This is a genomic window from Microtetraspora sp. NBRC 13810, assembly GCF_030268685.1.
GTDB lineage: Bacteria > Actinomycetota > Actinomycetes > Streptosporangiales > Streptosporangiaceae > BSRQ01.
In genome coordinates this window covers 370,210-384,697 of sequence record NZ_BSRQ01000008.1, presented here as the reverse complement: position 1 = coordinate 384,697, position 14,488 = coordinate 370,210, and the positions used below count along the sequence as shown (strand labels likewise).

Genomic DNA, 14,488 nt, shown 5'->3' with positions numbered 1-14,488 from the left:
GTTGCAGGGTGCGCACCACTGGCCCGACGCCTGGACCGCCCGCCTGGCCGTGTTCCGGTGGATCACCCGCTACAACACGGTCCGACGGCACTCCCGCCTCGGCCAACTCAGCCCGATCGCCTACGAGGCGATGGCAGATAGTCTGAGGCCTGCCGCCTGAAATCGGTGTTCGCGTTCATGGGGGAAGCCCCGTACCAGGCGATCATAAACGGCACCGACCTGATGATCGAGAATCGCACCCTGCCACTGACCAATCTCTCCGGCACCCGGCAGGAGCATCACAAGCTACGCGAATGGGTCTGGCTGCAATACCTCGCGGACGGCATCCGCACCTTGGCACTCGCCGACCGCTGGGACGAGGCAGTCACGCACGCCAAAGCCCACCAAGGCATCGGCCTGCACCTCATGGAAGGACGACAGGCCGCGATTATCGCTCACTGTCTGCGCGGCATGCCATGGGCAGCACGCTCCGTACTGGAGGAGAGCACAACCACAGAACCGTGGGAGCAACAGGTCGTCCCTTGCCTCCGCGTGATGTGCGCCGAGCCGAGAGGAACAGCGGCAAACCAGAACAATAAGGAGATGATCGAACACTTCCTCGAGCATCAGCCACTCCCCGGCTACGCGGTCTTTCGGGCCCGGCTCGGATTGACCGTGGCCACCCTCGCCAGCAACACCGATATCACTGCGGCCAATCACGTTCACGCCCAGGTGACCACGGAGGTGATCGAGTCCGGCGACGGATACGCCGCACGCGACGCTCTCACCCACCGCCCTCCGGGGAGCATGTCAGACGCGCACCGAGAGGCGCTGGCCAGTCTGGTGACGTCTTCTGGCTTGGGGGCGGGCAAGCTGCCAGCACCGTTGCTGAACACGCTGACCTGCTCGGCAAGGACCGCGACTGAGGCGTTGACCGCAGCTCTACAACCGAACCGACCGCACAGCCTCCTCGAAGACCAGCCCGGACCTTGATGTTCGCCCATACACCAAATGTTGATCAAGCCATGGTGGCGATGACTCGACCTGCGGGACTTCTTGCCTGCGGTGTTCCACAGTGACTCCGTCCTGATCACCACACGGAACGGACACCCTCACCATGGTCAGTCGCATCACTCTGGCGGCCACTACCCTCGCCGTCCTATCGGCGGCCTCTCCGGCATCCGCTGATGCTTCGGACGGCTGGTATGACGAGGCCGGCTGGGGCTCTGTCACCGTCTCGGCCGACCGCAAGCACATTAAGGTGTGCGATCTCAGCAACGACGGCCGAGCCATCCGGGTCGAGTACGCCACCTCCTACCTGCAAAAGTGGACCTTGGTCGACAGAAACGGCGCGCGATGGGGCTGCGGTGCCGATTCCACGTTCTTCAGCCGCATCACGGCCTTCAAGCTCTGTGAGGGCCGCACGTTCGGTTCCTGTCGCCCACCCGTCTGGATCTCCCGGTCCAGCGTGAGGTAACACCTTGACCGGAGTCGAGGTAGAGCACCAATCTCTCCAGCAGGGCCGCGCCGCCATGGCCCTGCCAGACCTGCTTCCCGCGGTCTCAGACGGGAACGACCCCACGCTCGCCGGAGGAGGCTCGGCGTTCACCACCTCCCCGGGCATGCGCAGGGCAATACTGCCCGCATGACAGATTCGGCCCCCTTCTCCCGCGTGAAGATCCGCACCGGCGGTCTCGTCTTCTGCGGCGAGGACATCGCCCTGATCCGCCGCGACCGACCGAACGGCTCTCACTACACGCCGCCCGGCGGCAACGTGAAGCCTGGGGAGGACCTGCTCGATGCTCTCCGTCGAGAACTCGCCGAGGAACTTCGGCTCGGCCTCGACGACGCGACCCCGCCCGAGCTCTGCTGGGTTCAAGATCAGATGGTGACCCGGCCGGGCCCCACAGCGCCGCCGCGCAAGATCCACATGATCTTCCGCTGCTACATCACGCCGAAGGTGCGGGCCCAGCTCGCCAGAGTAGAGTGGGACGAACTCCCGAGCGGCAATCTGGAACCGGGCATTATCGAGTGGGTGAACTACAGGAAAGCCAAGGATCTCCCGCTGTTCCCGCTAATCGGTTCCACCGTCAGCGCGCTGCCCAGGCCTGACGCCCCAGCCGGGTACCCTTTGCTCCCCTCGATCACGGACCAGAACTACACCTGGGTGTGAGACGTCGCGCAGCGCACTTCCGGGCCCGATCGCCAGGATCGCCTGGAAGGCTCCCACAGCTGGGGAGCTCGGCACCGACGGTTCCCCGCCCGCAAGAAGCCGTTCCTATCCTCGCCGCGCGGCACAGGGACAGACGGCGGAGTCTCAGCTCATACACCAGCCCGAGTCACACCCTAGATCGGCGCTTTCAGATGCCTTCGGCGCCTCCTGGACGGCACAACTGAGCGGGGTGAATCGCCCTGGGTTCGGTGGAGACCTCCATCAAACCCGGCGCGGTTCACACGCACGATCGACGACGCGAGCCCTTCGAAGGTTGCACACGCTATGCCTGAGGGGACCATTCATCCGCGAAGGTCTCCATCTGATTGAGCACAAGTTCCGTGGCGGTGGGCTCCAGGTCCGGCGGGTAGCCGTGCTTGGCGAGGAGGCGCTTGATGGTGGAACGGAGCTTTGCGCGGACGTCGTCGCGAGATACCCAGTCGGTGGTGATGTCGCGCTTCATCGCCTTTACCAAGTCGCGGGCGATATCGGCGAGCACGCCCTCGCCCATCACATTGACGGCCGACTCGTTCTGCGAGACCGCGTCGTAGAAGGCAAGCTCATCGGGGTTCAATACCGGGACGAACCGCTTGCCGCGGTCAGCGTCGGCGGAGACCTCGCGCGCCATCTCGACCAGCTCCGCGATGATCTGCGCGGCGGTCAGGTGCTGATTGGTGTACTTCCTCATCAATGCGATGAGGCGATCGGAAAAGCTCTGCTGACGCACCACGTTGTGCTTGGTGACCTTGCGCATCTCCTGCTCGATGAGCCGGCGCAGTGCCTCGATCGCGAGTTGCGGATGTTTGGCGTTCTTCATCTTGGCCAGGAACGCCTCGTCCAGGTGCGCCAGGTTCGGCCGCGGCATCCCCGCGGCCTCGAAGAGGTCGGTCACCCCGCCGGCCTCTACGGCACCAGCGGTCAGCTGTCGCAAGTAGAGTTCCACGTCGGCGGGCACAGGTTGGCCACTAGCCTGCCGCTCGGCGGCGTCGTACTTGGCCATCCAGACGCGAATCTCGGCGAAAAAGGCGATGTCGTCGCGGAACTCATTGAGTTCGCCGCTGCTGGAGCAGAGCGCCCAGAAACGCGCCAGCCTTGAGGACTCCCTGCGGAACCGTTCTCTGAGCGTCGGATCTTTAGGGTCCTCGACCTGGTTGCCAGGGGTAAGGGGATCACGTAGGTAGTTGACCGCGCCCAGCACGGTGTCCCGGTATGCGTGAGGGGTCTTCGCCGCCAGCCCCACCCGCCAAGCGTAGCCAGCGAGAATCGTGTCACCGAGGACGTTGACGAGATCGCGCACCTTGATGATCGCGTCGTCCAGGTCCCGACGGAGCGGCTTGGTCTCGTTGCCGCGGGTGGTGTACTTCTCCAGCGCCGCGTAAAGGTCGTCGGTGATCGGGGCGTACCCGACGAGAAGTCCATCCTGCTTGTTGCGGAATGTCCGGTTGACGCGAGCGAGTGTTTGCATAAGCAGCGCGCCACGCATCGGCCGGTCCAGGTAGAGGGTGTGTAGTGAAGGCGCGTCGAACCCGGTAAGTAGCATGTCCTTGACGATGATCAACTCGAGCTCATCATCGACGTTCTTCATGCGGTTCTTGATGGCCTTTTGTGCCGAAGGCTTACGGACGTGCTCCTTGATGAGACCCGTGTCGCTGGGATCACCACTGAAGACCACCTTGATCTTGCCTTCGCTCGGCGCTTTCGAGTGCCAGTCCGGCTTTAAGGCGATAATTTGCTCGTATAGCTTGGCGCAGATCTCCCTCGTAGCGCACACGATCATCCCTTTGCCGGGACTGTCGATGAACGGGCGCATCTCCTGCGACCGCGCTTCCCAGTGCGTGACGATGTCGGCCGCCAGCTCCTCGATGCGGTCCGGTGCACCGTACATGACGTTCATCGCCGCGACGGCCTGCTGGATCCGTTCACGTTCGGCGTCATCCAGCCCGGTGGTGACCCTGTCGGCTTCCTCGTCGAGGTTCTCCGCGTCGACACCCTCGGCGAGGCTAAGTGGGATGTGGCGGCTTTGGTAGTAGACCGGAACGGTCGCACCATCGTCTACAGCACGAGTCAGGTCATAAACGTCGATGTAGTCGCCGAACACCTTGCGAGTGTCGCGATCGGTATCGGAGATCGGTGTCCCGGTGAAGGCGATCATCGTGGCGTAGGGCAAGGCATCGCGTAGGTGGCGGGCATATCCGCGGAGATTGTCGTAGTGGCTGCGGTGCGCCTCATCAACGATGACGATGATGTTCCGCCGCTCGGACAGGACCGGATGCCGGTCGCCGCGGTCCTTCTCCTCCTTGGTGCGGCCGAACTTCTGCAGTGTGGTGAAGTAGATCCCGCCGGTGGTCCGGTTCGACAACTCTGTTCGCAGTTCCTCGCGGGTGGTCACCTGCCGGGGCTTTTCCGGGAGCAGCTCGCTGGCTACAAACCCGTCGAAGAGTTGATCGTCTAGTTCTGTCCGGTCAGTCAGGACGACGATCGTCGGGTTGCCGAGGCTTGGGTGCCGCATTGCCTGCGCGGCGTAGAGTTCCATCTCTAGCGACTTACCGGAGCCCTGGGTGTGCCAGATGACTCCGGCCATCCCATGGCTGCGGACCGCCTCGATCGTCTTGTCGATGGCCTTGGACACCGCGAAGTACTGGTGCGGCTTCGCGATCCGCTTGAGCAGTCCTTCGTCGGTTTGGGCGAAGGCCACGTAGCCGCCGAGCAGCTCGATGAACCGCCGTTGTTCGAACAGCCCGTGCAGGGTCAGGTTGAACTCCGAATCGGCCCAGTGAGTGGCAGGTTGTGAAACCGGCTCGCCGTCCTCGTTCACATTCCAGGGCGCGAAGTGGTTGAACGGCGTGAACACAGTACCGTATTTGGCCTCCACCCCGTCGCTGATCAGGCATAGGACATTGCAGCGGAACGCACGGGGAAGCTCCTCCAAATAAGTCACCAGCTGGGCATGCGCGGCTTCTGGAGTAGCCTGCTTGTCGCTGGCTTTCTTCAACTCGACGATGCCAACGGGCAACCCGTTGAGGTAGAGCACTATGTCGAACCTGCGGTTAGCCTCGCCTTCGACAATGCGGACCTGCTGCACGGCGAGAAAATCGTTATTGTATGGCTGAAGCCGATCGATCAAGTGGATAGTAGGATTCCGCTCTGCCCCAGCGGCGTCGGTGTAGACGACGCTCCGCACGCCTTTGGTCAGATACTCGTGGACCCGGCGGTTCTCGGCCTTGGCATCGAGGGATTTCGGGGTGAGCAGCAGGTCTACAATCTCATCGACCGCCGCCAGCGGCAGCTGTGGATTGATGCGCTTAATCTGGTTCCGTAGTCGTCCCGGGATGATCAGCTCGGCCCACGACTCACGCTCACCAGAGCCCGGTGCGATCCTCGTTCCATCGGTAGTCTCCCAGGCCAGTTCGGCCAGAGTTTCCAGGGCGAAGATTTCCCACTCGCGCTCATTGAGACCGCTCACCGCTCTTCCCCGATCAGTCCATTCGCCATCGAGCTTACACAAGCTATATCTACCGCACTCTTGCTCTTGCGCGCGAGGGTACGTACGTCACCCACCCAGCCAGTGCCGTCGAGCAACGCTAGACCGACAGATCTGAAGAACGCTTGTCGGTGAGCGAGATCCTCGTCCTCCTGCGCTCGAAGACCTATGAGTATCACTCCGGCTTCATCGGCCAGTGCGACGAGCGTGTGGAAGAGGGCTCGTCCGATCCCTTTACGACGATGTTTGGGATGAACATCGATCTCAGAGACGAATGCGTGTGGTGCAGGAATGCCGTTGGGATTGAGTTCATCGGCCAGGCCACGTGATTCCACGGTCCCGTCCAACCAACCGACCGTCTCCCCATCCCCCTGGACTGCGACCAATGTGACCGGATAGCAGGCGGGCAGCCCATCGAGTTCCAGAGCATCCGCCAGGTTCGCATGGTCAGGGCGACTGCTCCGCCAAACGTGCGCGATCCCCACCACATCTGCAGGCGTGGCACGACGAATAATGATCCCGCCCATTCGCCGCGAAGGCCCGTTCATACCGCATTCTCCACGACTTTCTCTGCCTCCCGGATTTGAACCTCTCCCGATATCAGCTTTGGCAGAAGTGTGTCGCGAAGTTCTGCGAGCGACTCGCTTTCGAGGTGACATTGAGATGCTGTTTTTTCCAGCGCGTCAAGCTTGGCCACAACTGCATGGGCCTCCGTTGATGCCGGAACCTCGATACGGAGAGACCGTATATCTCCGAGATTGAGATAGTCCGCCATGTCTGTTTGACTCTTAAGCGAGTGCGCTTGGGACCAAAAAGATTCACTTCGGAACCAAAAAAACAGAAACGCAGTGGTCAGTGGTCCAGATTGAAGTGGTCGAAAGTAGCACAGTTGCGGACTGTAAACAAACTCAGGACTGTCTCGTCGGATTACGGCGACTCTTCCGACCGTTCCCTTGGTGGTCAGAACGACATCTCCTGGTTTGGAAAGCTTGGCACCCATGGCGGGTAGATAATGATCACTTACGTAGTCTTCGAGCGCGGCATCTATCCATCCGTCGCGAACCTCCGCGACACGTAGAATCGGCAGACCAGGACGTCCATGCTCCGCCCGTTTTGTTCTGTAGCCATCGCCGAACGCAAGCATTCCCTCGGAAGCAAGATCGCTAATACGCATTGCTCGCCAAGATACGCTGCTCTCCTTGAGAAGTGCATCTCCAAGTTGACGGGCGTTGTGAGCAATACGACCGTTGGCGGCGATCTTATTGTCGAGCGCCCCAAGCAATGCGGCTATGGCCTTTTGCGTGTGCCGTGGAGGCAGTAGAACAGGAACTGCGGAAAGGATTCTGGTGTTCAGATTAGGCATGGTCGCGCCAACGGCATGGCGGACAATCCACTCTCGCACGTTCGGATGTCCGAGGTAGTACGAGATGAATGGCGCCTCGGCCGAATCTCCTAGGCGCACCCGAAGGCATCCTGTTCCGCACAGCCAGCCATCCTCGGATGGGCGGACTAGTGCGCGGCGCTCAACGTCGCCTCGTCGTGAATATACTATGTCGCCGTCCCGCAATAGATAGCGGGAAAGGCGAGCGGCATCCTCAGTGGTTATTCGAGCGATACCATCCTCAATAATTATATTATCGCCAATATTTTGTGGCATCACACTGGGGATTCCGAAAGGAACGTAGTCAGAGGCGTGCAACTGACTGCCGAAGGGCCCTGTCTGGATATTTCCTCCGCCTGCTGCACAAAGCTCGCCCAGCGTCGTGGTGATCCAATCTTGGAGGTGGCTCTCGACGACCCGCTCAGACATCGAGTCTCCCCAACTGCTCGCGGACGACCCGCTCGAGGCGACTGGACTCTTCAAACTGGGTGTACAGCTCCTGAGCTAGGCGATCGATCTTGTCCCCAAGGGGTTCATCGTCGATGTCGTTGACTTCCGCGGCGCCGACATAGCGGCCCGGGCTGAGGACGTGGTCGTGTTTGCGGATCTCGTCGAGGTCCGCGCTGTAGCAGAAGCCGGGGTCGTCAGCGTAGACGAAGCCCGCCTGACGAGCGGAAGCCGTACCTCGCCAGGCGAGATAGGACCCGGCGATGTTGTCAATGTCCTCCTTGGTGAGAACGCGCTCAGTCCGGTCGACCATGGTGCCCATGTAGCGGGCGTCGATGAAGAGCACCTGGCCTGAGCGGTCAATGAGCCCGCTGCGGGCGGACTTATCCTTGCTGAAGAACCAGAGGCAGGCAGGGATCTGGGTAGTGCGGAACAGCTGAGGCGGCAGGGCGATCACGCAAGAAACTAGGTCGGCCTCAACCAGGGCAGCTCGGATCTCTCCTTCACCAGACTGTCGGGAGGACATGGAACCGTTGGCCATGACCACGCCAGCTGTGCCTCGCACACCGAGTTTGGAGATGATGTGCTGCATCCAGGCGAAGTTGGCGTTTCCAGCTGGCGGCACGCCGTACCGCCACCTTGGGTCGTCTGTCCTGCGGTGCCAGTCCGACATGTTGAAGGGCGGGTTGGCGAGGATGAAGTCGGCCTTCAGGTCGGGGTGCTTGTCCTCGTAGAAGGTGTCCGCCCACTTGGCGGAAAGGTCGCCCGCGATGCCGTGGATGGCGAGGTTCATCTTGGCCAGACGCCAGGTGCGCTCGTTGGCCTCCTGGCCGTAGGCGGCGATGTCGTCGCGGCGGCCTCGGTGGGCTAGGACGAATTTCTCGGCTTGGACGAACATGCCGCCCGAGCCGCAACAGGGATCGTAGACACGGCCTTTATAGGGTTCCAGCACTTCAACCAAAAGCTTGACCACGCTGGCTGGGGTGTAGAACTCGCCGCCGCGTTTGCCTTCGGCGCGGGCGAACTTTTCCAGGAAGTATTCGTAGACCTCGCCGAGCACGTCACGTGCGGACTTGCCATCGTGGCCGGTAAAGCGCGCGTCGCTGATCAGGTCGACCAGTTCGCCGAGTCGGCGCTGGTCGACGTTGTCTCGGTTGAAGATTTTAGGTAGGACACCGGTGAGTTCGATGTTCGCCCTCATGATGGCGTCCATCGCCTGGTCGATCAGCTCGCCGATATTCCCTGTCTTGGCCTGGGCGGCAAGGGCATCCCAGCGGGCGTTCTCAGGCACCCAGAAGATCTCTTCGCGTTTGTACTCGTCTCGGTCCTCAAGGAACGACTCCAGTCGCGACTCGGGCACTCCGTCGGCCAGGGCTTCTTTGCGAATCTGCTCGCGCCGCTCAGCGAAGGCGTCCGAGACGTACTTGAGGAACACCAGGCCAAGCACGAAGTCCTTGTACTGCGCAGCATCCATGGAACCGCGGAGCTTGTCGGCGGACTTCCAAAGAATCTCGTGCAGTTCGCTCATGGTTTGTGCACCGGGCATCCCGGGCAGCCCCATCTGACCGTTGCTGCGCTTACGCGGGGGCATCAATCTCCTTATCAATCGTCGGCGAAGAAGCTATGGCGTTCAGAGTAAGAGTTCCGGCCCCGAGGCCGGCAACGGTGAGCCCGGCTAGTTCATCCAGCATGTTGAGCTCCTCGCGCACGATACGTCGGCGCTCGTCCAGAACGGCCAGCAGCCGGTCGAGCCTGGCGACGAGGTCAGGCTGAAGCTGGGGCACACGGTGCTCCTCGAGCCGTCGGGCGAGTCGCAAGCTGCCAGCCACTCGGATGCTCGCGTTGTCGGCGAGGAGTGCAGCAAGGACACGCGGGGTGAAGTGGTCGCGTCCAGTATCAGAGATGCGCAGGATCCGTGCGGGGAACTCCACCAATGAACGCCCTTCATGATCAACCATCACCCCGAACTCGATCGCGGTCGTCACGATAACGTCGCCTGGCTGGGTGAGCTGTGCCCGAGGGTAATGCTTGGTGAGCGTCAGGATGTCAATCATCCGCGCGCCGACCCTGCGGCGACCGAGGATTTCGAACGCACCAAGCACCGGGTAGTTCCCGGTCACGCCGAGATGCTCCGCTTCCACGCGGCTACCCTTCCGCAGTTGCATCTGCCCGTCTCGGGTCAGCTTGCCGAGCGTGACCATAGGGACGCTGCGACCGGCGCTCACTGCCAGACCACTGTTGATCGGCGAGCCGCCGAGGTAGGCGCGGACGCCGGACCAGTAGAGCTCGCGTTCAAGCTCGTTCGTGCGGGCAATCGTGTCGGCAGGCGTTGTCGTGGAAGCCTGGATCGTGGTTGCGGGGCGGGCGACGAGAGGTTTGGGAGTAGCGGTGAGGTCGTCAATGCTCACCTGGACCGCGAAGCGCCGTGCATGCTCCTGCGGCATGAAGCCTGGCCGACGCCATGTCACCACGTCTTCGATCAGGGCATCGACGACATCGGCGGTAAGCGAGTGTTCGGATACGTCTGCCAGCAGTACGCGACGCTGCCAACGCGGATCGGGCTCCGCGCTGAGCACCCAGATGGCCGTCTGATAGCCCGGCCGGTAGGGCACCAGTCCTCCCGGCAACCGGATCACAGCTTCGACCATGCCGGTCTTGAGCAGATCGGCGCGTCTGCGTTCCTCCGCCGAGAATGGTTTCAGTTCGCCGGTCAGAATGTCCGCCGGCCCCAGGATCACGGCGGTCTTGCCAGTCGCCAACCGTACGGAGATGTCGTCCATCCAGGCGATTGTTTGAAGCGCGGAACGCTCCTCGACTGGCCTGTAGGGCACCTGAGTAAGGATGACGTCGGGGTCACCGGTCTCGTCGGGCAGTTGGGCGCCGACGCGGATGTCCAGATCCATCAGGGGGATCTCGTTAACGGCCAGCCGTCGACGTGTCAGCCGTACTAGATAGGGGTCAATTTCGGCAGCGGTGAACATCGGGGAGTCGTCTCGCAACAGCCGTGCAGCGGCGGCGAGGAAATCACCTGGTCCGGCTGCGAGGTCGGTCACCAGCACAGAACCGCCGGTGTCTCGCGCCTTCTCGCTCACGCCGCTTACTCCGGCGATCAGTCGGGCGAGCTCGGGCACGACGGCGGAGGCGTATAGCCCGGAGGCATCGAACCTGCGACGCTTGACAAGCAGCCGCTCGAAGGCGTTGGCACCGCCGTATGCGGCCTCGACAAGATCGTCAACGACTCCGGCCAACCAGCTGCAGCCGACAGGGATCGCGTTGATCTCCGAACGCAGGAGCTCGTCTTCGTAGTCCGCCCGAGCTGCGCGGTCCTGTAATCCGCTCAGGGGGTCGTCGGTGCCGTCGGCCAGGGGTTCGTCGCCTTCAAGGGACCGCAGGCAAATCAGGGCTGTGACGGCGGCGATCAAGTCCTTGCCGGGCAGCGCCTCTCCGAGCCGGGCGAGCGTGTAAAAGCTAAGATCCTCTTCCGCCTGGTGCCGTTCGAGGCGCCCGGTCGCGGCCAGCCATTCGGCAATCTCGCGTGCATCGAAGAATGGCTGGCCGGTATCGGCGCTCACCGGTCGAGGGAAGTCGGAGTGCCTGCGCCGCCAAGTGGTGACCACCGGGCGCTTCACGTCGGCCATCTCCGCGATCTCTGCCATCGACATCAGCGGGACTGAAGCACCCACCTGGCCACCCCCTGTCTCTCTTGATCCGGACTCTACTCCAAGATCGACAAATTTCTTCTTGGCGGCACGCGATAACCCCTCTTATCAGTGTCATGCCTGCTGTTATGCCCTCGTTGGTCGTTATCGAGCAGCACCGTTCTTCACAGCACTCCCTGGTGCCGCGGCCCAACGTCCGGCACCTTCCGCGAGAAGGAGCACATCGATGACCAACACCACCACCAAGCGCACCCTGTACCGCCTCAAGGGCGTGGACCCCACCGTCGAGGCCATGTGCGACGCCCTCGACATGGCCCAGCTGATTTCGATCAGCGCCGATCTCGAAATCCTGACCAACGAGCTCGGCGTGCCCGCGATCATGATCGATGGCGTATTCGCCAAGGCCGAGGCGAGCTGGTACCCCGATCTGCGGCGCACCAGCCACCGCTGGGTCTCCCGCCCCAGCATCAACCCCGCATCGCTGCTCATGTTCGCCCTGGGCAACGAGGTGTACGCCATCGGCTACGGGCTCGGCCACCACCTCATCGCCGATCGCCTGAAGGACAAGCGCTTCGGGCTGCGCTTCGCCATCCGACAGGTCAACCCCGCCGAGATCAACGACCTGGTCCGGCAGACGCCCGGCAGCGGGAAGACCGACATCACGGTGGTTCCCGGCGGGGCGTCCGTGCGGACCTTCGGGATCGAGGAGCACGCGCAGATTGTCCGCACGATCGGTGGCCGGCTCAGTGGTGTGAAGCTCACCGTCTCCTCGCGGAGCCGGGCGCGCGTCTCCAGTGCTCACGGTGGCGTCGGGCTCCGGCTGCACCTCGGAGTCGACGGCCCGGACCTCCTCTCCGACGTCCGGGAAATCTCACGGGTCTGCCGCGAGGAACGCCCGCACCCGGACCTGGAGTTCGTCGAGTACATCACAGAGATCACCGACACGAACCTCATCGCCAGGCTGGAGGAGGCCCTGGACGACCTCCTCAGTGGGCCCGACGAGGGCCGGGTGACGGGAGCCGTTCCGAAGGGCCGTTGGGACCACTACCTGGCCGCTCGTGCCTTTCAGATCCGGGTCAACAGCCGGCAGGGAAAGGTGAGCGACACCTTCAACCTCCCCTATCTACTTGACCGGGCGCGCGTGCAGCGGGCTGGCGCCAGGGTGGAGGCCCTGCGCGCGGGCAAGGTCGTTCTCTATGAGGACAGCCGCGCGCGCAGCGACGACGTGATCTGGTGCTCGACTGCTCTGCGGTGGGTGGAGGCCGACGTGGCGCTGGGCGACCGGCGGTTCTTCCTGCTCGACGAGGACTGGTACAAGATCGGTCCCGCCTACCTCGCCACGGTCCGCGACCATGTGGAGAGGCTGATCGTCTCCTCGGCTACGGAGAACCTGCCCGCGTGGGACCTCGCGCACGATGAGCACCGCTTCTGCGAGGACATCGAGAACTCGGGTCGCGGCTTTCTCTGCATGGACAAGAAGCTCGTGAAGACCCGGCTGCACCGGGGCAACGGCGTGGAGATCTGCGACGTGCTCTACTCCGACGGCACGCTGATGATGGCCAAGCGCGCGTACCGGGCCGGTGCGCTCAGCCACCTGCTCAAGCAGGTGCTCGTGGCGGTCCAGGCTCTTCAGCACGACCCTGAGGCCGTGGCCGGGTTTCGGGAGAAGGTGGCGCAGGCTCCCGGCGGGTGGAACCTGCCCGAGGGCTTCCAGCCCAAGAAGGTGGTGCTGGCGATCCTTTTGAAGGACGGTACCGAGCTCACCGCCGACACGCTCTTTCCCTTCGCGCAGGTCGCCCTCCTGCACACCGCCACTGTCCTCCGGGCTTGGGGAGTCACGATCGAGGTCGTCGGTGTCCGCGGCCGCCCGTGCACATGTGACGGGTAGAGCCCGCGGAGCTTGCTCTCCCACCCCGCGCTATTTCCCAAACGGCGTGCTGTTGATCGAGGGCTTCGTAGCCCTCAGCACCGTTCGAAGGAGACGGGTTCGGGTGAACGACAAGATCTGGGTTGTGATCGTGATCGGTCCGCTCTCGATCATTGTGGGGCTGGTCGGCGGCATCCTGCGGAGCATCGGGGGGAACCGCGTTCCCGCAGCGATCCAGGGAGGAGCCGTGGCATTCGGCGCCACGATGACATTGGGTCTTCTGGTGGCGAGCTCACTGGGGGTCCTGTGACTGGCACGCGTTCCGATGCGGCCGAGTCCCACAAGCTGACCAAGGTGTGGGACGCGGTCGACGGGCTGACCAGTTTGGCCTCCCCGTCGGTCGCGTACCACCTGGCACTCCGCGTGTTCTTCGTACGAGGCATGGAAGAGCAGCAGAATGCGGAACCGCTCAGCCATGGCCGACGTGGGAGAGCCTGATCACCCGTGCGGGCGTTCAAGGAGCGGGACAGGCGCTGGCGCAGCTGGTTTCAGAGGTGCGGCTGCTGGAGAACGATCGGCACGACGGGTCCCAGCCAGCGAAAGACATCTTTCTGCCGAGCCTGTCCCCCGCAGCCGACCAGCAGTTGCTGGCGCTCGTCCTTGCGCTGGACCTGGTGGATAGCCCTCACGACCTGTTCGAAGACTGTTTGGAGCGGTTCTCGACCCGGCATGGAATACGCGGCGAGTACTACACACCCAGCGGGATCGTCCAGCTTATGGCGAGCATGCTCATGCCGCTGGAGGGCGATCGGATTCTGTCCCCCAGCTCGATCATCAAGTTCCTGGCCTGCTGCGCAACCCACGACCCGGTCGGATGCTCGGTGACACCAAGGACGTGGACCCGGCGGGTACTGGTCTCCATGACGACCGGGCAATACAGGCGTTTGAACAGCATGGTGTCGCAGTGGAAGAAGTCGCACGCCAGGATCCCCCGTGGCTTGAGCACGTATGAACTCGCTCCAGGTCGGTCCCGCGCGTCGCGGTACGGGGTCGATGCCGGCCTTCTTCAAGATGAGCCACACCGTGGAGGCTCCCACCCGGTAGCCCGGAGCGGCGAGTTCTCCGGCGATCCGCCGGTATCCCCACAGCGGGTTCTCCCGGGCCAGACGAAGTGCCAAGGTCCGGATGGAGGCGCGGGTGGGAGGCCGCCCCTGGGCGCGGCGTTTGATGTCCAGCGCCGCCGTACGAGATCGGCGTGCCAGCGCAGCAGCGTGCCCGGCGTCACGAACAACCGCCGCCGACCGGCTGGAGAAAGCAGCCGCGCCAGCGCGCTGATCACCGCACAATCCGCCCACGACGGCCGGGGCCTTGCCACCTGCCGACGCAACACCGCGAGCTGATGACGCAAGAGGAGGATCTCCGCGTCCTTCGACCTCTGTGAGCGAGCCAGCAGCACCACCCA

Annotated in this window: 12 protein-coding genes; 7 read left to right on the top strand and 5 right to left on the bottom strand. The window is 63.1% G+C overall.

The features are described from left to right. Position 1 precedes the first annotated feature (1 nt). The 4 genes from QSK26_RS19010 (at position 2) to QSK26_RS18995 (ending at position 2,152) form a co-directional block, all read left to right on the top strand. Positions 2–160: an integrase core domain-containing protein gene (locus QSK26_RS19010; RefSeq protein ID WP_502888723.1), complete on the top strand. Its 159-nt coding sequence runs from the start codon at positions 2–4 to the stop codon at positions 158–160. Between the two features lie 5 nt (positions 161–165). Further along, positions 166–972, top strand: a complete 807-nt coding sequence (locus QSK26_RS19005) for a hypothetical protein (protein WP_285776502.1) — start codon at positions 166–168, stop codon at positions 970–972. Between the two features lie 124 nt (positions 973–1,096). Further along, a complete protein-coding gene (locus QSK26_RS19000) occupies positions 1,097–1,456 on the top strand; it encodes a hypothetical protein (protein ID WP_285776501.1) in 360 nt (119 codons plus the stop codon). 168 nt (positions 1,457–1,624) lie between these two features. Continuing rightward, positions 1,625–2,152: an NUDIX domain-containing protein gene (locus QSK26_RS18995; protein ID WP_285776500.1), complete on the top strand. Its 528-nt coding sequence runs from the start codon at positions 1,625–1,627 to the stop codon at positions 2,150–2,152. A 322-nt stretch (positions 2,153–2,474) separates the two neighbouring features. Here the strand turns inward: QSK26_RS18995 and QSK26_RS18990 are convergent, their stop codons facing one another. From QSK26_RS18990 to QSK26_RS18970, 5 genes are read right to left on the bottom strand one after another with little or no spacing between them, the layout of a single operon-like run. Continuing rightward, the gene (locus tag QSK26_RS18990) at positions 2,475–5,654 is read right to left on the bottom strand and encodes a type I restriction endonuclease subunit R (RefSeq protein WP_285776499.1); all 3,180 of its coding nucleotides are present in this window, start codon (positions 5,652–5,654) and stop codon (positions 2,475–2,477) included. Next, positions 5,651–6,199: a GNAT family N-acetyltransferase gene (locus tag QSK26_RS41820; RefSeq protein WP_352244347.1), complete on the bottom strand. Its 549-nt coding sequence runs from the start codon at positions 6,197–6,199 to the stop codon at positions 5,651–5,653. The genes QSK26_RS18990 and QSK26_RS41820 overlap by 4 nt, the downstream gene beginning before the upstream one ends. Positions 6,200–6,216: 17 nt before the next feature. Further along, a complete protein-coding gene (locus tag QSK26_RS18980; RefSeq protein WP_285776497.1) occupies positions 6,217–7,482 on the bottom strand; it encodes a restriction endonuclease subunit S in 1,266 nt (421 codons plus the stop codon). Beyond that, positions 7,475–9,091 carry a class I SAM-dependent DNA methyltransferase gene (locus tag QSK26_RS18975; protein ID WP_285776496.1) on the bottom strand — a complete coding sequence of 539 codons (1,617 nt, stop codon included), beginning with the start codon at positions 9,089–9,091 and terminating at the stop codon, positions 7,475–7,477. The genes QSK26_RS18980 and QSK26_RS18975 overlap by 8 nt, the downstream gene beginning before the upstream one ends. Further along, a complete protein-coding gene (locus tag QSK26_RS18970; RefSeq protein ID WP_285776495.1) occupies positions 9,078–11,162 on the bottom strand; it encodes an N-6 DNA methylase in 2,085 nt (694 codons plus the stop codon). Before QSK26_RS18970 ends, QSK26_RS18975 begins: the two co-directional genes overlap by 14 nt. 223 nt (positions 11,163–11,385) lie before the next feature. Between QSK26_RS18970 and QSK26_RS18965 the strand changes: the two genes are divergently transcribed. The 3 genes from QSK26_RS18965 (at position 11,386) to QSK26_RS18955 (ending at position 14,426) form a co-directional block, all read left to right on the top strand. Then, positions 11,386–13,047 (top strand): DUF6119 family protein, encoded by a 1,662-nt coding sequence (locus tag QSK26_RS18965; protein ID WP_285776494.1) that lies wholly within the window; start codon positions 11,386–11,388, stop codon positions 13,045–13,047. A gap of 103 nt (positions 13,048–13,150) precedes the next feature. Next, complete coding sequence (locus tag QSK26_RS18960; protein WP_285776493.1) at positions 13,151–13,336, top strand: hypothetical protein; 186 nt, start codon at positions 13,151–13,153, stop codon at positions 13,334–13,336. A gap of 244 nt (positions 13,337–13,580) precedes the next feature. Next, complete coding sequence (locus QSK26_RS18955) at positions 13,581–14,426, top strand: N-6 DNA methylase (protein ID WP_285776492.1); 846 nt, start codon at positions 13,581–13,583, stop codon at positions 14,424–14,426. Positions 14,427–14,488 lie beyond the last annotated feature (62 nt).

Excerpts from the sequence above, each read along its gene's own strand:
- QSK26_RS19000 (WP_285776501.1), top strand. The coding sequence starts at position 1,097 with ATGGTCAGTCGCATCACTCTGGCGGCCACTACCCTCGCCGTCCTATCG.
- QSK26_RS18995 (WP_285776500.1), top strand. The coding sequence starts at position 1,625 with ATGACAGATTCGGCCCCCTTCTCCCGCGTGAAGATCCGCACCGGCGGT.
- QSK26_RS41820 (WP_352244347.1), bottom strand. The coding sequence starts at position 6,199 with ATGGGCGGGATCATTATTCGTCGTGCCACGCCTGCAGATGTGGTGGGG.
- QSK26_RS18980 (WP_285776497.1), bottom strand. The coding sequence starts at position 7,482 with ATGTCTGAGCGGGTCGTCGAGAGCCACCTCCAAGATTGGATCACCACG.
- QSK26_RS18975 (WP_285776496.1), bottom strand. The coding sequence starts at position 9,091 with ATGCCCCCGCGTAAGCGCAGCAACGGTCAGATGGGGCTGCCCGGGATG.
- QSK26_RS18970 (WP_285776495.1), bottom strand. The coding sequence starts at position 11,162 with ATGTCGATGGCAGAGATCGCGGAGATGGCCGACGTGAAGCGCCCGGTG.
- QSK26_RS18965 (WP_285776494.1), top strand. The coding sequence starts at position 11,386 with ATGACCAACACCACCACCAAGCGCACCCTGTACCGCCTCAAGGGCGTG.